This window comes from Pseudalkalibacillus berkeleyi, assembly GCF_021608225.1.
Classification (GTDB): domain Bacteria; phylum Bacillota; class Bacilli; order Bacillales; family Fictibacillaceae; genus Pseudalkalibacillus; species Pseudalkalibacillus berkeleyi.
Genome location: NZ_JAKIJS010000001.1, coordinates 1,119,786 through 1,140,018, shown reverse-complemented (window position 1 = coordinate 1,140,018; position 20,233 = coordinate 1,119,786). Strand labels below are relative to the sequence as shown.

Below are 20,233 nucleotides of genomic sequence, written 5' to 3'. Positions count from 1 at the left end.
TATGTTAATCCTACCATAAGTTCTATAATTTGGGAGTTTAAATCAAAAGACTCCATCCTTTTGAATGAAGTCTTTCGTAATTTCTATAAACCTTCTCCTTCGCACCACTCGTATATGATTAAACTGAATATTTCTGCTGCTTGGAAGACTTTTTCTAACTCAATATATTCATTTGGATAATGGGCATAGGCGGTTACACCTGGACCGAATACGATTGATGGGGTATTCCCTACTTGGGTTAGTAATCCGCCATCAGTCCCCCATGGTGAGGCTTCAATGACAGCAGGTTCTCCTACTACTTCTTCATATTTCTTTTGCAAGATACCCATTAACTCATGTTCTAAATCAATGGATCCTGGTAACCACTGTGCACCGAACCATTCAACTTGTACAGGATGTTGCTGGAGCCAATTGTCTTCAATTTTACACATTGCATATTCAAATTCTTCTTTTACTGACTCCAATGATTCATTTGGTCCTACACCAATCCTGCCTTCTATAAAAACTTCATCCGGTACAGATGACGGCCAGTTTCCGCCTTCAATTTTTCCAATATTGATGGGGAGTGGAATAGGCGTGTTTTGATAAAGAGGGTCTTCCACACGATTATTCCTTTCATATTCAAGTTTCTGAATCGCCTGAATGACGTGGACGGATTTTTCTATTGCACTTACACCTTCATACCGTGTTCCACCATGAGCAGACATACCATTTACAGTTAACCTAAACCAGATCGATCCTTGTTGTTTAGGGAAGATTTTCATATTCGTTGGCTCAGGAACTAAAGCAGCATCTGCTGTATGCCCTCGTAAAACAGCTGCTAAAGTGCCAGCTCCACCGCTTTCTTCTTCAATGACACTATGAAATAGGACGTCTCCTTTTAATGAGACATTCAATTCTTTTAAGCACTGGATTGCCAGCAATAACGCAAGATTCCCACCTTTCATATCTGTGACACCGCGTCCAAACATTTTCCCGTCCTCAATGTACCCACTATAAGGCGGATGTTCCCATTGCTTTAAATCTCCAGGTGGAACAACATCAATATGACCGTTCAAAACAAGGGATTTACCACCTCCATCCCCCTTCCAAGTTCCTACTACATTCGGACTCTTTGAAAAGTCCGTCCGCGTTGCACAGAAATATCGGTGATTGATTAACTCGTCACCATCAGGAATCCAATAATCCACATCAAGTCCAAGTCTTTCAAGCTGTTTCTTAACGAGTTGTTGCACCCCGAATTCATTCCCTTGTTCGCTACCCTCTTGGACAAGCTTCTGTAAAAAATCGGTCGCTTCATCCTTATGTTGATTCAGCCACTTTCTTATTTTAGTACTCAATACAACACACCCCCTCCACTTTGGTTATGTAGCGTTGCTCACGAATTGATCGTGAGCGATTCACTCACCTTAAATGTCGCCTCTGTTGCATTGTAAACATCTTCTAACTTGTAAGGGTGCATGATTTCTATGAGTATAAGTGAATCATCGTGGACTTGGAAGACCGCCATTTCAGTAATGATCATGTTTGCTCCTTTTTGCACAGTAAGAGGGAGATTACAATGCTGCACGATTTTCGAGGCACCGTTTTTGTTCGTATGGTTCATAAGGACAATCACCTGTTTTGCTTTTTGGGCAAGATCGATTGCCCCCCCCATTCCAGGTACCCTTTTACCTGGAACGATCCAATTTGCAATGTCTCCTTGAGCACTCACCTCAAGCGCTCCAAGAATGGTCATATCTAGATATCCTTTACGTATGATGCCAAATGCCGTTGCGCTATCGAAATAAGAGGCACCTGGTAGTAACGTTACAGGGTATCCACCGGCGTTTGATAAATGTCCATCTTCAGTACCTTCTTCAGGAGATGGTCCCATTCCGAGAATGCCATTTTCCGTATGGAGCATGACACCAAGCTCAGGTTTCAAATAATCTGAGACGAGTGTTGGTATTCCAATCCCTAAATTGACAATCATTCCTTTTGTAATTTCTTTGGCGGCTCGTTTAGCAATCCGTCGGCGCGTTTCAGCTCCCAAATCCATTTCCAGTCCACCCCTTTACTCGGAACGACATAATCAACAAAAGCGCCTGGCGTTACAATACATTCAGGATCTAGTTGACCCGCTTCAACGATATCCTCCGCTTCAACAATCGTTATATTCCCAGCGGTTGCAACTAATGGATTTGTATTGCGTGCACTTTTGTCAAAAGTGAGATTCCCATATACATCTGCTTGCTTTGCATACACGATGGAAACATCTGCAATTAAAGCCGGTTCAATCATATATTCCTTTTCTTCTACATTTACTTTTTGTTTTCCTTTTTCTACTAATGTTCCTAGTCCTACATCTACTAATATCCCACCTAACCCCATCCCCCCAGCCCTAATTTTTTCTGCTAGGGTGCCTTGTGGATAAAAAACAACTTCGAGTGTGCCTTCGTGCATTTGTTTTCCTGCTTCGGGGTTTGATCCGATGTGAGAAGCAATTAATTTTCTTACTCTTTTATCTGTAATAAGCTTTCCTGGACCAATCCAAGGAAAACCAACATCATTAGAAATAAGTTCAATGTTCTTTATGCCGAGATCAAGAATTAAATTGACAAGAGATGGGGGAGCTCCAACTCCCCCAAATCCTCCACACATTAAAGTCATGTCGTCCTTAAAATGTGATATAACTTGCTCCATTTCAACTACTTTAGAAGAGATATTTGTTGGCAATTCATTTCCTCCTCCCTAACTAATTGAACGGTGGTGCAACAAACCATCATGATCAAGGTCATGACTGATTTCTGCAATCGCCTCTTCTAAAATTTTCATTAACATTTTCATTTCTTCTTTACTGATCGTAAGTGGTGGAGCGATAATAATTGCATCTCCAGATGTGCCATTTATACCACCTACGGCAGGGTAAACAATCAGTCCTTTTTCGAAACATTTCTTAACTGTCCGCTCGGTGACAAAGGTATGGATAGGGAAGCTTTCTTTCGTTTCTGGATTTGTAACTAACTCTAAGCCCCAGAGGAGTCCTTTACCCCTAATATCACCAACAACCGGATAATGACTTGCGATCGTTCGTAACTCATGTTCAACAAATGATTCTAGATTTGCTGCATTCTCACCTGGTTGATGTAGATTCATATAATCAAGTACCGCAAGAGCGACCGCTGCTGATTGCGGATTTCCACTTAGTGTGTGACCGCTCATAATCACTTTTGAACCTCGTTCTATTGTGTCAATGATTCGCGCAGATACCATCGTCGCGCCAATTGGGGTATAACCTCCACTCAACCCTTTACCTAGCGCCATAATATCAGGTTCAACATTCCAATGTTCCATCGCAAAGTTCTTGCCGGTTCGACCAAAACCGGTCATCACTTCATCCGCAATTAACAAGACATCATATCGATCACATATTTCTTTGATCTTTGCATAATACGGTTCAGGTGGTACGATGGCACCTCCTGCTGCACCAATTATCGGTTCAAAAATAAACGCCGCAACATTTTCCGGTCCTATCCGTTGAATAGCTGTCTCAAGTTCATTCGCACATTTCATTCCACACGAAGGATATGTCTCATAGAAAGGACATTGATAACAATATGGTGGTGAGACAGCAGGGTAATCAGCTAATAACGAAGAGAAACGATTCCGTCTAAGGACATGACCTGACATCGACAATGCCCCTAAAGTAATACCGTGGTAACTGGTCCAGCGTGAAATGACTCGGTTCTTTTGAGGCTTTCCAATTTCCTGCCAGTATTGAATCGCAATTTTTAAAGCCGTCTCCATCGCTTCAGATCCACTATTAACAAAGAACACGTAATCAAGATCTCCTGGTGCAATTTGGGCAAGTTTTTCAGCAAGTTCCTCAGCGGGCCGGTTTGTAAATTGAGAACGATATACAAAAGAAATTTTCTCAGCCTGTTCCTTCATCGCTTGGATGATCTCTGTAACACCATGCCCAATATTTGCAGTGACTGCCCCCGATGCGCCATCCAAATATCGATTTCCATCAGAATCATATAAATAGATCCCTTTCCCGTAAGCAACCTCCGGATATGTTGCGCCGAGTAAAGGTTTGATGAGATGTGATTTGTTGGCCATGGCGATGAACACCTCTTTTCTATTTCTCTAAGAAAGAAGCAACAAAATCATTCTGCTGCTCCTATTCATTTTTCGTAATCTTGCTTGGTTATAACTTAAAATAATTCTTCTTTAAAAACCTCGGTACATCCATAAGTTCTTGATACGTCATTGAATTTGGCAGAGGTTTCGTATCAATTAGCATGAGCTGATCCTCGATCTCCTCAATCAACGTTTCTTCCTGATACTCCATTCCACAATCTACACAGTGGACAGAAGGAATCATCTTGATTTCAATTGCTCGTGTCCCGTCAGGTAGCTCCCAATAACTCGTAACTGTTGTATTTTTCGCTTGTTTAGATTCACACCACATGCATTGCATCGAATTCCTCCTTACTCTCCTGAAGTCTTATTCTGTTCGGATTGCCATTTCTTTTCTATTAATTCATCCCGTTTTGATCGGCGATCTTTTAATGATGAATGATCGGGGTTGGTTTCGTAATTTTTCCTTCGGTTCAATCTTTGTAAGCCTTCAGGTACAAGATTAAATACTTCATCACGCATTAAGCTTGCAATACCGACTGTTTTGGGTTTTTCGGTGATTTGATATTGTTCGTCAAAGTAAGCTTCAGCGCGTCCAGGTACATAATTTTCTGGCTCTGGATATGTGGTGATGACACCTTCAAAGTTGCGCAGGACAACCTTATCTGAACTTTGTGAAATGATGTAATTAGGTTGAACGGATATTTTCCCACCACCACCTGGCGCATCCACAACAAATGTCGGTACAGCATACCCAGACGTATGTCCTCTCAGTGATTCCATAATTTCAAGTCCTTTAGATACAGGTGCACGGAAATGTCCGATTCCTTCGGATAAATCGCACTGATAAATGTAATAAGGGCGGACTCGGATTTTCACCAAATCGTGCATCAATTTCTTCATAATATAAGGACTATCATTAATACCAGCTAAAATAACAGCTTGGTTCCCGACAGGTACACCCACGTCTGAAAGCATCTCACATGCACGTTTCGCTTCTTCAGTAATTTCAATTGATGTATTAAAATGTGTATTCAGCCACACAGGATGGTATTTCTTTAAAATGTTACATAAGTTTTCTGTTATTCTTTGTGGAAATACAACCGGTGCACGAGTACCAATTCGAATAATTTCTACATGTGGGATTGCACGTAAATTCTTTAATACGTATTCAAGGATATTATCGTTAATCAATAGCCCATCCCCACCAGATATCAGCACATCTCTAACGACTGGTGTGTTTGCAATATACTCGATAGCGGCGTCTAATTGCTTTTTAGGTACACCCATTCCAATTTGGCCAGAAAAACGTCTTCTCGTGCAATATCTACAGTACATTGAACATTGATTCGTCACTAAGAAAAGAACGCGATCTGGATATCTGTGAGTTAAACCGGGTACTGGTGAGTCTTCATCTTCATGCAACGGATCTTCCAAATCGTATTTTGTTTTGTTAATCTCTGCCGAAATAGGTACCGACTGCATCCGAATTGGACAACGATGGTCATCAGGGTTCATTAGGGATGCGTAATAGGGTGTTATATTCAATGGAATCGTTCTTGTTGAAATCCGTACGCCTTCTTCTTCCTCTGGCGTTAAATTAACTACTTTTTTCAATTGATCTACATTTCGAATCGTATGTGTTAATTGCCACAACCAATCGTTCCATTGCTCCTCAGTGACATCTTTCCATAGTTCAACCTCTTTCCAATGTCGTTTCGGTTTGAATACAAAATCCTTCATGTCATTCCCCCCTGGTATCATTCTACTCACCTATTAATCATGCAAGTTCCATGCCAATTCTCACTATTCAGATCATTCCGATTTCTTCATCATATGAATGATAGGCAGAAAAGGGTGATTGACTATTTTTTCAGTAGAAAATGTTTCCATTTATTATAGATCTAAAAAGAAGCACACCGCCTAATTTTCGGCAGTGTGCTTCTCATTCATTTTTGAAAGTTTATATTGAAGTGTTTGACGGGGGATTTTCAAAAGCTTTGCAGCTCTTTGTATATTTCCATCTGTTGCATCTAACGCTTTATGGATCCATTTCTCCTCCGTATCGGAAATGGCTTTTCTTAAGGATGGAATTGAGTCACCTTCATGAAATGGATCAGATGCTTCAATGAAATGAATCGGAATATGTTCGAGTGTCAACGTATCCTCATTAATGACATTTAGCGCAGATTCTATCGCATGCTCTAACTCCCTCACATTACCAGGCCAATGATATTCGTTAAATAATTCTTTCACTTCATCGGATACTCTAATGACCAATTTTCCAAACTTAAAATTATATCGCTGTATAAAATGGTCCATTAATAATGAAAGGTCTTCTTTTCGATCTCGTAACGGGGGAATATTCAGGAATATTACATTCAACCGGTAATAGAGGTCTTTACGTAATGTTCCATTTTCGATACACACTTTAGGGTGTTCATTCATAGCAACGATCACTCTTACATCAACACTCTTTTCAGATGTGCTTCCGACTCTACGAATCTTCCCGTTTTGGAGAACACGGAGTAACTTTGCTTGGGTATCGAGGGGCATTGAATTTAATTCATCCAAAAATAATGTACCACCGTCTGCAAGCTCAAATAACCCAGGGCGATCTACAGCTCCAGTATAGCTTCCTTTTGCAGTTCCGAACAAAATGCTTTCAAGTAAAGTGGATGGAATGGCCGCACAATTCTGCGCGATAAAAGATTGGTCCATTCGATCAGATGCATTGTGAATCGCTTGAACAAGCAATTCTTTACCAGTCCCTGTTTCACCATATACAATGATTGATGATGTCGACTTTGAGGCTTTAACCGCCATTTCTTTTACTTTAAGGAACGCGTCATTCTTTGTAAGTATGTCATTCATTCTAAAATTCGTACCGTTTTCATATTCCTTCGGATGGTCACTTGAGGTCGCCCCTTTAACTCTTGCTTCAAGGTCAAGGAGTTTCCAAGATAACTGTTGTATTTTCGTGAAATCTTTCGCGATCTCAACAGCACCTACAACTTGTCCGCCAACAACGATCGGTAAAGTCGTATTCACTGTCGTAATTAAATTACCTTTCGCATTCGGATATCGCTGATGCTGATTGTAAATGGGTTCGCCGGACTGTATTACTTTCAATAACGTACTCGTTTCCTTTGAGAAAGTAGGAAAGACATCTAATAGATGATAGCCTAATACATCTTCGACAGGTACCCCGTCATGCTTAGAAGCAATTTCATTATAAAAAACAGTGATGCCTTCGTTATTAATGACATGGATGCCTTCATCAATGGAGCTTAAGATCGCTTGCAACATTTCCCGTGTATTTGTCACGTCAAGCAACATGAACCATCCCCCCTGAAACAAGATGCCAAAAATTAATCATTTGCATGCCGAATTTTCGGCACATTCATGATCTATCTACGAGATAAATCACACACCCATAAGTTCATATCCTCTAGTTTATTGAATATGTTGCAGTTCTTTGTGAAACGCCCTTTGTATTCATAATGTCGTTGATGAAATACTGCATTCATACCAAATGATAATGCACGAGCAATAGAATAAGCACAATACACTTGCTTTTCCTTTAAAGCAACCTCTAGCTTTGCAATTAAAATTTTCATCAATCCCTTCTTCCGATGTTCTGGAAGTGTTGCACAGTCAGTCAATTCGGCATTGTTATATGTGGTATTGATGTCAGCTGAGGCAGTACTCACGATGCTGCCCTTGCATTCCGCTACATAGAAAATAGAGTCTTGCGTGATCAGTTTCCGTATATAATTGGGATCATTCATTGGTGTCGGATAAATTTCAAACACCAATTCATAGAGCTTTGCTAATTCTTCAGCATCTTTGGTTTGAGCTTGTCGAATTGTATAGCCGTTTGAACTAGGAACAACTAATGTACGCTCTAACTCTTGAACTTGTTGAAGTGTTTCATTTTCATACACCCAATACTCGCTAGATCTCCGTCCATTTTCAGTAAAGTGCGCCATAGAATATGCATCGCTTCCATTAAAATATCCAGAATACAAGGCTTCAAATTGATATCCATATGATAATAATGTCTTCCAGTCCTCTTGTCTGGATTTAATAATGACCTTTGTAAAGGGGTTTTCTGCAAGGAGTTTCGTTACTTGCTTATGAACAGAATGGATGTTTCCACGATAATCTTCTATTTTCAAACGTTCATTAAAAAAATCCAACGAGACGTTCATCGTACAATTTGTTGATGTAACCACACGATCCTCATAGTAAACCTTTATGTCTCTCATTTTTGCTCATCCCCACTTTCAAAAATAATCGTAACGATTTTCCTTTATAATTCCATAGATCTATCTTCATCTCCTGCATGTTGTAAGTTTACAGGTATGTATTATTTAAGTTGGTTAGCTTAATAAAAAAGAACACAACCCTCTGATTGAAAAGATTGTGTTCTTTTATGAGTTATAAAGTTTGTAAATATCTGTGTGGAAGTTTCCATCTATATTTCGCGGAGAAGAGTCTTAAAGTTATCAAGATCCCGCATAATAAATATAGCTCCCATGGCTTACTTGTAATACCTGTACCTATGAATATACCAGCAATAATCGCCCATGCTGCGTATATGTCGTACCTGAGGACGGTAGGCTTTCGTCCAGCTAGTAAGTCACGGACAATCCCTCCACCAGTACCCGTCATTACTGCAGCCATAATGATTGCTGTTAGCGAATGTCCAGCAGAATATGCATACAGCGCCCCTTGTATAGCAAAAGTCGATAAACCTACTGCATCAAAGAAATTTAACCAACCTTTTGTAAAATGAATCCAACCTTCTGGAATGAAAAAGATCAAAGCAATAATCAACACTGTAACTTTAATCAATATATCCTGCTCCCAAAGTGTAGACATCGGTACATCTATTAATATATTTCGAATGATTCCCCCACCAAATGCAGTGGCTAAGCCTAGAATCAAAACACCTAATAAATCATAATCCTCTTCCATTGCGATAATGGCACCACTAATTGCAAATGCCATCGTACCGATTACATTTAAGACATCCCAAGTCAATCCTCAATCTCCCCTTTGTTCCTTTTTCCCGGTCTTTCGTCATTAAGCCAAATTGAGTTTACAACGTTTAAAGAAGATTAGCAATTGAAATATGAGGATTTAAATAAAATTCTTCATGTTAAAATGTGTTATTCAGTACGGTACGTGAAATTTATTGTGTTTCTTCCTGTTTTGTCTCAATTTCATGATCTTCGTATGAACTCCAATCACTCCAACTACCAACATATAATTTGCTTGTCTTTCCAATTTCATCGAGCGCTAGAATGTTTACACAAGCTGTTACACCTGAACCACAATAATTGATCACTTGTTGATCCATTTGGCCATTAAATCGTTGCTTCAGTTCATCTGGGGATTTCCATTTTCCTTGATCAATATTTTCCATGAAGAAGCGATTAATGGCACTTGGGATATGTCCTGGTTTCGGATCAATCGGTTCTGATTGTCCGAGATATCGAGGCTCATCTCTTGCATCAATCAATGTAACTTGACCTTTAACTGTTCCTTCTTGAACTTCTTTTAAATCAGCAACCATCTCTTTTCGGACTTTAGGGGTGAATGTCACCTTTTCCACATCCGTTAATTTCTCAGTAAGGGGATAGTTCTTCTTCTCCCATGCTTGAAAACCACCGTCTAATACATACACTTTCTCATGCCCTAGATACTTTAACATCCACCAAAATCGTGAAGCCATTGCTGTATTCTGTGCATCGTAAGCAACAATCGTTTTCGTATGATCTATTCCGATGGACTCAAGAAATTTCACGAACTGATCCAAGTCTGGTAGAGGATGACGACCGCCATGATCACGCACTGGACCCGATAGATTTTTCTCCAAATCTGCGTAACGAGCCCCTGGAATATGTGCATCGTGATACTCTTCTTGTCCTTGATCTTTATTTTGCAAGTAGAACCGACAATCGACCGGAACGACTTGCTCATCATCCAGTTTGTTATATAACCAATCTACAGATACGATATTTTTCATTACATCCACCTACTCTTTTTGCATTTTCTACATTGTACCGAATCAAGTTGTTTCTTGACAAACATACCTTCACATTCATTGACGTTAACAGAGTAAACGATTAAACTTCATATAGATTACCAACAGGAAAATTCGATGAATAAAGAGAGGTCATTCACAATGGAGCAATGGATCAACCCTAGAGTCAAACAAATACAAATTTCGGGTATTAGACAATTTTTCAACAGGGTGTCTTCTTATCCTGACGCGATATCGTTAACACTCGGACTACCCGATTTCCCAACACCTGACCATGTAAAAGAAGCAGGGAAAAAAGCCATCGATGAAAACAAAACGACATATACGCATAATGCCGGTTCAATAGAACTAAGAAGATCAATCCATGCGTTTGTAAAAGACGCGTATAATTTAATTTATCGTCCAGAAGATGAAATCATTGCAACAAGTGGTGCAAGTGAAGCGATTGACATTTCATTGAGAACGATTCTAGTCGAAGGTGATGAAGTCATATTACCTGGACCTGTATATCCTGGATATGAACCGGTCATCCAATTGTGTGGGGCAAAGGCTGTTCATGTTGATACCCGCGATACGGAATTTAAGTTAACAGCTTCAAAAATTAAGGCGCATCTTACTGAACGTACTAAATGTGTCATCCTCCCCTATCCGTCAAACCCTACAGGTATGACACTATCAACAGAAGAATTGGAAGACATTGTCGAATTGTTGAAGGACCGAAATGTCTTTATTCTCTCTGATGAAATATATAGTGAGTTGACCTATGACGTCCCCCATCAATCAATAGCGTCTTATGAGGGTATGAAAGAAAAAACGATCGTCATCAACGGACTCTCTAAATCACATTCAATGACAGGTTGGAGAATCGGTTATCTTCTAGGCGATTCGTCTGTGATGAAACACATTTTGAAGGTGCATCAATACAATGTCACTTGCGTATCCTCCATTACCCAAGCTGCTGCAATTGAAGCTTTAACCACTGGCAAGAACGATGCAAAACCTATGCGTGACGTATACAAGGAACGTTTAGACTACACATATAATCGTTTAATTGATATGGGACTACAAACAGACAAGCCCAAAGGTGCTTTTTACTTATTCCCATCCATTAAACCATTCAATATGGATTCTTGGACATTTGCATCAAAGTTATTAGATGAAGAAGAACTTGCAGTAGTACCGGGTATCGCCTTTTCTGACTACGGAGATCAATATATTCGGATCTCCTACGCTTATCATCAAGACTTGTTAAAAGAAGGACTCGATCGTCTCGAAAGGTTCATTGAAAAACTGAAAACAAATAAATGAGCGATCTAATAATAAGACCACAAAAGGGATGACCATTATATTTATGGACATCCCTTTTTTGAGCATTTCTTAATTTGTTGTAGCCAAGACCTTTATTTATATCTCGACATATTTTTTCAACAGAACATAGTATCCGTAAACAACAATGTAAGCTAATAAATAAGATATGAATGTCCAGAATATGGTCCACCCATTTGAATAATGAACCATTCCTATTGCTACACCTATGAATTCTACAATGGTCGTTATTAATGTGAAAAACATGATCCAGAGAAGGTCGCTACGTGTCGAACGCTTAATGAAGTAGAATAGAAATCCACTTAATATTGGATAGACGCCAAAGTACATAGGCAGGGCTGCATATGGCTCAATATCATATTTAGGATCTATTCTCCAGAAACCTAAATGGAATCCAAGCACATCGAACAAGAACGCGACAACGATAGAGAATGGCGCAATCAACAAAAAAATCCTCAGATCTCTTTTGAGTAAATAAAACCCAGCGCACCAAGGAACAAGTAATCCAAACACAATATTGACAAACATTTTGCTCAACTCCTTACTTAAGGATTGAGCAATTTTCACTCATTTTATACATCACCCATCTGAAGTTCAGATTTTCCTATGTGTTCATTTCATAAATCCTACCGATTTGTGTATCAAGTGCTTCTATTTGCACAAATCTTGCTTCTCGAATCATTTCTTTTCCTTCTACGAACAAAAGTAGAACCGGTACAGTGAATATAGAAAAGTGTCCTGCAATTTCGGTAACATCATCAGCATTCACTTGACCGAGGTGGATATTTTCGTATTGATTAAGCATCTCCCGAACCCTAGGTAATAAAGCATGACATACACTACAATTTGTTCTTGTAACATAAATGAAGCTCATTTGATTTGTAGCAATGAATTGATCAACTGCTGTGATGGATTGAAGGTGAGTGATCTCTTTCAATATAAGTGCCTCCTAATTTTTTTGTTACTGCTAATCTAATGTTAGAAAGACCTAAACAAAGAGTGCAATGTCTCCATTACACTCCCTAAAGTACATATTATTTACGACAGTATTCCTCAACCATCTGCTTTGTTACTTTTTTTCGTTGTGGTACGATTCCTTTACGTGCTAAATCATTGATTTCTTCAGTGATTACATTAATATTTTCTAGAATTTCTCCATAGCTTTGATTTTCTCTGCATTTATTTAAGGCAGATTCAATAAGCTTTTCTCTTCTGACTTCTAACTCTTTAAACTTTTCTACCCTAGCGTGTTGGTCATTACTATGCTTTGAAATATCATGATGGACCGACATGTTAACTCATTCCCCTCATTTTCCTTGTTCCTTTTTTATTAGTTTAACAATGTGTTCTTTCGGTTCCCAGCAGTTGAATCGATAATCCGGTTTCGTTTCATACCTGAGTCTCGAACAAAAGTACGTCATTCCTTGTTGCGTTTTGTTCGTTTGAAAGTGCGTACATGTTGCACAGCAATGGAATCTTGATTCACTCATACTTGACTCCATATCCTTGATGGATGATGGCGTCTAGCTTAGCTTTCGCTTGTTCAAGCTGTTCGAGCTGTTCTTTCGATCCAATTGCTTCAAGTAGTCCTTGATAGTAGAACTGGATCTCCTTAGTCATTTCATCTTGTAGATGTTCAAGTTCATGTTGAAGTTGGCTTTCATAGAAGTTCGTATATTCATGTGAAAATGCGTTAATCATATCTTGAAGTTCAGGTTCAAACATTTTGGACAAGTCTTCCCTTAGCTGATCTCTACCCTTTCCTTCAAAGAATTGCTTCGGATTTTTGAATGCTTTTAGTAACGGTAAGAATTTTTTGTGCGTCTTCTCAGACCAATGAACCTCAACATTCGGTGTTTCAACACTAATTGTTTCTAGCTCCATTAATTCATATTGACTCTTTTCATTCACATGAGCCGTTATTTTTTCATAGAAATGGTACCGTTGCTTATTTAAATTTTTCTCTATTCTTAAAGTAGTCGCTCTCAGTTCCTGAGCAAGTTGGAAAGCCATCGCATCCAAAAATTCATCTAAACATCGCTCTAGTTGTTCTTTCCCAATATGTTTATTAGACAACACGGAAGGATTAAATGCGATCTTAAATTCATCATTCAACGTCAGCATTAACCTCTGTCCAACATAATGAAGCAATTCTTCCGTTTCTTGCTTAATCGCTTTGAAATACGGGCCGGTTGAACTTGATTGAATGTAGCTCAAAATTTCATTTTGTTCATCACTCAACCGTTCCTTTTCTCTCACTTGCTCTTCTTTATCAGCTTTTGCATTGAAAATCCATTCACTTAATCGTTTTTGTCCAGTTTGTAAAAGTTGATCTGCTTGTTGTTGCAACGTTTGGTCTCGTTCATTTAGTGTGGTCGTTTGGAAAGAATCCAGGAATTTTTGAAAGTTAGATGTTTGCTGATCATGGTGATCTCTTCGTTCAATTAGGGCTTGTTTACTCGATAGCGCATACATCCTAGGATGTCTAATTCCGTATTCATTCAACTGAGAGCTAACATAATCAACGACGTCATCTCGCTCTTGTTGATCTTTAGCCAAATCTGCTGCGTTAATGACAAAATACATTTTATCCATCGAGAACGTATCCTTTACACGTCCTAACTGAATTAAGAAATCTCTGTCCGCTTTAGAAAAAGCATGATTATAATAAGTGACGAAAACAATCGCATCCGCGTTTTTGATATATTCAAACGCGACCGAAGTGTGCCTTGCATTTATCGAATCTGCTCCGGGTGTATCTACTAGCGTAATACCTTGTTGAGTTAATTCGCAATCATAATAAAGTTCCACTGACTCAGTAAAACAGGCGCGGTCTTCTTGTGCTACGAAAGAAGCAAACTGATCATGATCAATTAATTGCTCTGAACCCAAATACTCTTTCATAACAGGATATCCTTTCTCCACAGCTCTCAAGAAATGAATATGTGGATCAGGATCCTTCGTATCAATCTTTTTGATTAAATCTATAGCGAATTCTAGTGTCGGAGCTTTTTCACTGAATCTTTGTAATGAATGATTGATCTCTTCTAACATGATATCTGCAGATTTCATTTGAATTTTTACAGTCCCATGCTTATGTTCATCTGTTACAGGCATGATTTTATTAATTGTAGCTGTCGTAGGATTTGGTGAAACGGGTAGAACATGATCTTTAAGCCATGCATTTGCAAAGGACGATTTCCCTGCACTGAATGCACCAAACAGTGCAACAGTAAACTGCTTCGTTTTAATTTTGTTTGACCGTTCTTTCATACGTTTCGTTAAATCTTTTAACGACGGCCATTCAGATAAAGTTTCAATCGCTTGGTCCAACTGCAAAGCGGATTCATCAACATTCCCTTTATAAATGGAATCATTTTCTTCTTGAGGGATGATGTCTCGTTCACTGTGGTCTTTACGTTCAGCTTCTGTATTCAACCACTTCTCTTCAACAGCAGTTAAAGAACTTGACTCCTCGATGTCCATCAGCCAGTCTTTCGTTTGCTCAATTCTATCCATGGACTTTAGAATTTGTTTCAATCCACTTTCCTCATCGGTGCGCTGATTGAGTTGATCAACAATCGATTGTTCTAGCTTGTGCTTGGCTTTCCAATCTTTTAACTTCATCTCAGTCTTCTTTTTCTTAGGCATTATATGTTTTTCAATATATCCTTCTTTCATACGTTCGAACAGCTGTACAGCTGTTCTTCGGTACCTTTTCTTCAAATCATCTTCAACGTCGCGATTATATTGAAGGACATAAGATTCATTGAATGTTGCACCTCGTTGTTGAAGTCGATAGACATCTTCCTGAACGAGCTCATGAGACATGGTTAGGATATCTTCTTCAATAGAAGGTTCATGTATTTGTAATTTGAGAAATTGCTTCTTCAATTCTTCCTTCAAATGCCACTCTAGTTCTGTCTTTAACTTTTCGTTTATTGCATTTACGTATTCAGTAATACGGCTTTGACGTTCAGCTTCGGTTTTTTTCTTAGAAAAGAAAAGACCGGTTTTAAATCCCTCCTGCATCGATTCTAGTACAGACCTTCCAAGCTCCCTCACTTCATAAGGCATGACTCGTGCGTTTTCAATGATCTTTTTCAATTCAGAGTGGAATTGCTTTTCAACAATCGTACTATTTCCGTTCAGATCATCTAATTCACTTTGTAATTGCGAAATCACCTTTTCCGTTTTATCTATGTCTTTTGCTGAGGCACTCGTATCTGGATATTTATTTTCAAGGTACTCATTCTTCAGTTGGTTCGTCATGCGATCCAGAGTGTGATTAATGATTGTATCTTTATTCTGTTTGATTCGCTTTAATTCATTTTTCAAATCTGATAAATCATTTTCCGTATGATTAGTTTCTTTCAATGAAGTGAAATAAGCTTGTTTCGGTTGCACACCCCATTGTGAAAACACATCAAGCGTCTTGTCCTTGAATTCAGTTAAAGGAAGTTCTGCTTCGTTATGTTTATCAATTTGGTTGATGACAAGATATACTTCTTTTCCAGCGTCCTGCATTTCTTTCGTAAAATTGAAATTCAACTCTGATTGAACATGGTTGTAATCCATTACATAAATGATTACATCCGCAAGGTGTAGCATCGACTCTGTTGAAATGCGATGTGCATCATCAGTTGAATCAATACCTGGTGTATCCATCAAGACCGTCTCGTCCTCCAAAAAAGGATGGTGCTTGTATATTTCAATTGTCCTGATTTTCTCACCGTCTTTGGAAGCTTTTTTCACTTGCTCTATATTGATTTCTCCTGCATACGAAACCTTATTCCCATTTTGGTCTGTAACGAGAACTTGAGGATTCCCCTCCTTTAGCGCGACAATGTTCGCGCTCGTTGGAATTGGAGAAGAGGGAAGCAAATCGTCCCCAATGATTTGATTGATCATGCTCGATTTTCCAGCACTAAAATGCCCGCAGAAAGCAATCGTTAATTCATTCGACTTTGCTTTAAGAGCGAGCTGGTGAATTTTATGTACATATTCTTTCTTAGCCTCTCGTTTAGAGAGATATTTCTCTAATTGATAAAGGCGATGGATCCATATAGCATGATGTTGATTTTTCTCATTAGTTGTCATTGTTAACACCTGTTTAAATAGTTTTCTTTTACTTTATCATATTTACAACAATCTGTGCGTTCCATAACATTTATCTGGACAAATTCAGTTATAATGGAAGAATGAGTCATTAACAAATACATAATGGTTAAACTGATTATTGAAGATGTTCTTTGCACATCTACATGGAGAGGAGTAATTATGGAAACTCAATTTGAACTTGTATTATTATTATTAGCCATTGCGGCTGGGATTACTGCTGTTGCGAAGAAATTCAAGCAGCCATACCCCATTGCCTTAGTTGTTATAGGTGTGATTATCGGAATCCTTCCTTTTAGTGGCTTGGAAGAACTTAAGCACACCTTTGCCGAAGATGAAATATTCCATTTCGCCATTATTTCAATATTCTTACCGACTTTACTCGGTGAAGCGACGCTAAATCTGCCATACTCTCATTTGAAGCAGAATAAGTTGCCAATCCTTCTACTCGCAGTAGTTGGAACGATGATTACCTTTGTAACTGCGGGGTGGATGACAGCAATGTTCCTAGGCTTGTCGATTCAAGCTGCATTAGTATTTGCTGCATTAATGGCACCAACTGATCCAATTAGTGTACTATCCATCTTTAAGTCAATGGGGGTCAATCATCGGATCTCTACTGTAATGGAAGGTGAAAGTCTAATAAATGACGGATTAGCAGTTGTGTTGTTCACAATTGCTGCCTATCAATATGATGTGATTCTTTCTGCTGGCTCAGCTGGGATTGGCATAGCCTTAGGGGAATTTCTTAAAGTCGTATTAGGCGGCCTATTAGTTGGGGGAGCATTTGGATATTTCTTCTCCAGATTAACAACATTATTCGATGATTATCCATTAGAAATTGTCTTTTCCATGCTCTTGTTCTATGGGTCATTTTTCGTTGCGGAAGCGTTTCACGTTTCTGGTGTAATTGCTGTCGTGGTAGCTGGTCTGATTTTTGGAAATTACGGTAAAAAAGTTGGCATGAGCCCGACGACGAGTTTAAGTATTCGTACGTTTTGGGACGTCGCCTCACTTGTTGCCAATACTTTGGTTTTCTTACTCGTAGGATTAGAAATTACGAGGATGATCGACACAGTCAACTGGCTTCAAGTACTGATCGCTATCGGCATTGTCGTTGTCGCAAGAAGTATTGCTGTTTACTCTACCGTAAGTTTCGTTCGCTCTCTACCGAAGAACTGGAAACACATATTTAATTGGGGTGGATTGAAAGGATCCTTATCGTTAGCCCTTGCCTTAAGCTTACCCGTTGAATTTGAGTATCGTGAAGAGATATTGATGCTTGCATTCGGCGTCGTGTTCTTCTCATTAATCGTACAAGGCCTAACAATCAAACCACTCGTTGGATTCCTAGGGGAGAAAGCTACTCAAAAGGAACAATTAGAATATGATCGTATTCAGAGCCGAATTTATCGATATCACTCAGGGCGTAAACAACTTGAAAAAATGGCAGCTGAGGGTACTTTATCTTCCATCGTATACAATCGACTTGTGCATCAATATGATGTTGAATTGAAGGAGTTAAATGAAAAGCTTGAATCGCTCTATGAGCAGGAGCCAGAATTACGGAAGGAAACGACAGCACGTGCGATTAGAAACGCGCTTTACGCTGAACATGAAGCTCTAGAAGAACTAGAAACGAGACATCTCATCTCAGATCAAGTAACCATTGAAGAAAAACGATTTATCAGAGACCTATTAGAACGAGAAGAAATGGGAGAAAACGTTGCACTCCATTCATCTGGAGAAAAGAAGAAAGAATAATGTAACATAGCTTTTTTGGAGGTGCGAATGAGAACATTTTAATTCGCATCTCCTATTTTTGTACTCCTTATAAGAAATAAATACGAATAGGTCTCTTTCTATCCGCCAAATTCCACGCTTAAAAGAGAATACAACAAAAAAGACGTTCTAGAATTCATTTTCTAGAACGTCTTCATCATTTATTGACTTTTTGATTTATTTCACGCGTTGCTTAAAAGAACGGTGCGATCTGTTGTTTTGACGGTTTCCGCTACCACCAGATCCTCCAGAAGAGCGATTGCCTTGCTGGCTAGGTTTGCCACCGCTACGTTTTGGTGGACGTCCACCTTTTCCTTTGTTGTTCTTGTTGTATGGACGACCGCCGCCTTTTGACGATCTCTTTTTTGAATCCAATGGTTTAATTGGTGTAATTTCAACTGGCGTCTTATCAGGTTCTTTCGTATAACCTTTTAATGCAGCTGCAACTATATCACGAGCATTGTATTGTGAAAGTAATTCGTCTGCAACATTATGATACGAGTCAAGATCATCATTTTTAATTGCATTGATCAGTTGGTCTGCTGCCATACGTTGTTGACCTTCTATTGCATCATCCGTAGAAGGAATTGTCATTGGCTCCATACGCTTTTTCGTGATTTGTTCAATTGTTTTCAAGTGATCGAACTCACGAGATGTCATAAACGTAATTGCTACTCCAGTATTCCCAGCACGTCCTGTACGTCCAATTCGGTGAACATAGCTTTCAGGATCTTGAGGAATGTCGAAGTTGTATACGTGTGAAACACCACTAATGTCGATACCACGAGCAGCAACATCTGTAGCAACAAGAATATCAACACGACCAGAACGGAATTTCTTCATTACTCGGTCACGCTTTTGTTGCGTTAGATCTCCATGGATACCATCAGCAGAATAGCCTCGTTTGTTCAAGGCATCTGTCACTTCATCCACTCGCTTTTTCGTACGACCAAAGATAATAGCAAGCTCAGGTGCTTGAATATCAAGCAATCGGCAAAGGACATCAAACTTTTCTCGTTCATGAACCTTTACATATCGTTGATCGATTTTCGTAACCGTCATTTCACTCGCCTTGACACGAATGATTTCACGGTCCTCTTTCATAAATTGGTTCGCAAGAGATTGGATCGCCTTAGGCATTGTTGCCGAGAATAACATTGTATGATGTTCCTCAGGAATTTGGCTAAGGATCGACTTAATGTCATCAATGAATCCCATGTTCAACATTTCATCTGCTTCATCTAATACAACTGTATTAAGTTCCCCAAGACGAATTGTCTTTCGATTCAAGTGGTCCAGTAAGCGTCCTGGTGTACCCACGAGAATTTGTGGTCTCTTCTTCAATGCTTTAATTTGAAGTCCAATATGTTGTCCACCGTAAATTGGTAAAGTGCGAATGCGCTTATGATTACCAATCTTATTAAGTTCTTCAGCAACTTGGATCGTCAATTCACGAGTAGGAGTCACAATCAATGCTTGAACGCCTGATTCATCCTTGTCGATCTTTTCAATGATTGGAATACCGAATGCTGCCGTCTTACCCGTACCAGTTTGTGCTTGCCCAATCAGGTCTCTACCTTCAAGTGCTACTGGAATAGAGTCTCTTTGAATCGGCGTCGGTTCTTCAAATCCCATGTCACTAATTGCTTTCAACGTACGTGTTTCAATACCTAAATCTTTAAATTTTGTCAAATCATCTAACTCCTTTTTAATGTAAGGCAACGTTAGCGTTTAATCGTTGACGTTCGGCTCAACCGTCATTGTGTCAATCTTCTCCAGAAGCGGAGATTGTCATTTATACAGATCTATGCTTAACTCATCATTTGA

17 protein-coding genes are annotated in these 20,233 nt (G+C 39.1%); 2 read left to right on the top strand and 15 right to left on the bottom strand.

The features are described 5' to 3' along the window. Window positions 1-83: 83 nt before the first annotated feature. From L2716_RS05965 to L2716_RS05920, 10 genes are all read right to left on the bottom strand, one after another. Window positions 84-1,340, bottom strand: coding sequence for a peptidase (locus L2716_RS05965; protein WP_236332727.1), 1,257 nt, complete (start codon window positions 1,338-1,340; stop codon window positions 84-86). Window positions 1,341-1,378: 38 nt separating this feature from the next. Continuing rightward, complete coding sequence (locus L2716_RS05960) at window positions 1,379-2,041, bottom strand: 3-oxoacid CoA-transferase subunit B (protein ID WP_236332725.1); 663 nt, start codon at window positions 2,039-2,041, stop codon at window positions 1,379-1,381. Then, complete coding sequence (locus L2716_RS05955; RefSeq protein ID WP_236337812.1) at window positions 1,972-2,685, bottom strand: CoA transferase subunit A; 714 nt, start codon at window positions 2,683-2,685, stop codon at window positions 1,972-1,974. The genes L2716_RS05960 and L2716_RS05955 overlap by 70 nt, the downstream gene beginning before the upstream one ends. Window positions 2,686-2,733: 48 nt before the next feature. After that, complete coding sequence (locus L2716_RS05950; RefSeq protein ID WP_236332724.1) at window positions 2,734-4,104, bottom strand: aspartate aminotransferase family protein; 1,371 nt, start codon at window positions 4,102-4,104, stop codon at window positions 2,734-2,736. Between the two features lie 88 nt (window positions 4,105-4,192). Further along, entirely contained in the window at window positions 4,193-4,465 is a 273-nt protein-coding gene (locus L2716_RS05945) for a YokU family protein (protein ID WP_236332722.1), read from the bottom strand. An 11-nt stretch (window positions 4,466-4,476) separates the two neighbouring features. Further along, on the bottom strand, window positions 4,477-5,868 hold the full coding sequence (gene kamA / locus L2716_RS05940) for a lysine 2,3-aminomutase (RefSeq protein ID WP_236332720.1): 1,392 nt from the start codon (window positions 5,866-5,868) through the stop codon (window positions 4,477-4,479). A gap of 180 nt (window positions 5,869-6,048) precedes the next feature. Beyond that, complete coding sequence (locus L2716_RS05935; protein WP_236332718.1) at window positions 6,049-7,464, bottom strand: sigma-54 interaction domain-containing protein; 1,416 nt, start codon at window positions 7,462-7,464, stop codon at window positions 6,049-6,051. A gap of 71 nt (window positions 7,465-7,535) precedes the next feature. Further along, on the bottom strand, window positions 7,536-8,396 hold the full coding sequence (gene ablB / locus L2716_RS05930) for a putative beta-lysine N-acetyltransferase (RefSeq protein WP_236332716.1): 861 nt from the start codon (window positions 8,394-8,396) through the stop codon (window positions 7,536-7,538). A gap of 172 nt (window positions 8,397-8,568) precedes the next feature. Beyond that, a complete protein-coding gene (locus tag L2716_RS05925) occupies window positions 8,569-9,174 on the bottom strand; it encodes a trimeric intracellular cation channel family protein (RefSeq protein ID WP_236332714.1) in 606 nt (201 codons plus the stop codon). Window positions 9,175-9,325: 151 nt separating this feature from the next. Beyond that, on the bottom strand, window positions 9,326-10,162 hold the full coding sequence (locus L2716_RS05920) for a sulfurtransferase (RefSeq protein WP_236332712.1): 837 nt from the start codon (window positions 10,160-10,162) through the stop codon (window positions 9,326-9,328). 159 nt (window positions 10,163-10,321) lie between these two features. Between L2716_RS05920 and L2716_RS05915 the strand changes: the two genes are divergently transcribed. Next, window positions 10,322-11,488 (top strand): aminotransferase A, encoded by a 1,167-nt coding sequence (locus L2716_RS05915; RefSeq protein WP_236332710.1) that lies wholly within the window; start codon window positions 10,322-10,324, stop codon window positions 11,486-11,488. Window positions 11,489-11,584: 96 nt separating this feature from the next. Here the strand turns inward: L2716_RS05915 and L2716_RS05910 are convergent, their stop codons facing one another. The 4 genes from L2716_RS05910 to L2716_RS05890 form a co-directional block, all read right to left on the bottom strand. Next, on the bottom strand, window positions 11,585-12,034 hold the full coding sequence (locus L2716_RS05910; protein ID WP_236332708.1) for a CBO0543 family protein: 450 nt from the start codon (window positions 12,032-12,034) through the stop codon (window positions 11,585-11,587). Window positions 12,035-12,110: 76 nt separating this feature from the next. Further along, window positions 12,111-12,443 carry a thioredoxin family protein gene (locus L2716_RS05905; protein ID WP_236332706.1) on the bottom strand — a complete coding sequence of 111 codons (333 nt, stop codon included), beginning with the start codon at window positions 12,441-12,443 and terminating at the stop codon, window positions 12,111-12,113. Between the two features lie 97 nt (window positions 12,444-12,540). After that, window positions 12,541-12,798: a DUF2533 family protein gene (locus tag L2716_RS05900; RefSeq protein ID WP_236332704.1), complete on the bottom strand. Its 258-nt coding sequence runs from the start codon at window positions 12,796-12,798 to the stop codon at window positions 12,541-12,543. A gap of 190 nt (window positions 12,799-12,988) precedes the next feature. Then, window positions 12,989-16,606: a dynamin family protein gene (locus L2716_RS05890; protein WP_236332700.1), complete on the bottom strand. Its 3,618-nt coding sequence runs from the start codon at window positions 16,604-16,606 to the stop codon at window positions 12,989-12,991. A 180-nt stretch (window positions 16,607-16,786) separates the two neighbouring features. Between L2716_RS05890 and L2716_RS05885 the strand changes: the two genes are divergently transcribed. Beyond that, window positions 16,787-18,388 carry a Na+/H+ antiporter gene (locus tag L2716_RS05885; protein ID WP_236332698.1) on the top strand — a complete coding sequence of 534 codons (1,602 nt, stop codon included), beginning with the start codon at window positions 16,787-16,789 and terminating at the stop codon, window positions 18,386-18,388. A gap of 195 nt (window positions 18,389-18,583) precedes the next feature. On the opposite strand, the gene cshA is transcribed toward L2716_RS05885, so the two are convergent. Further along, window positions 18,584-20,098, bottom strand: coding sequence for a degradosome RNA helicase CshA (gene cshA / locus L2716_RS05880; RefSeq protein WP_236332696.1), 1,515 nt, complete (start codon window positions 20,096-20,098; stop codon window positions 18,584-18,586). Window positions 20,099-20,233 lie beyond the last annotated feature (135 nt).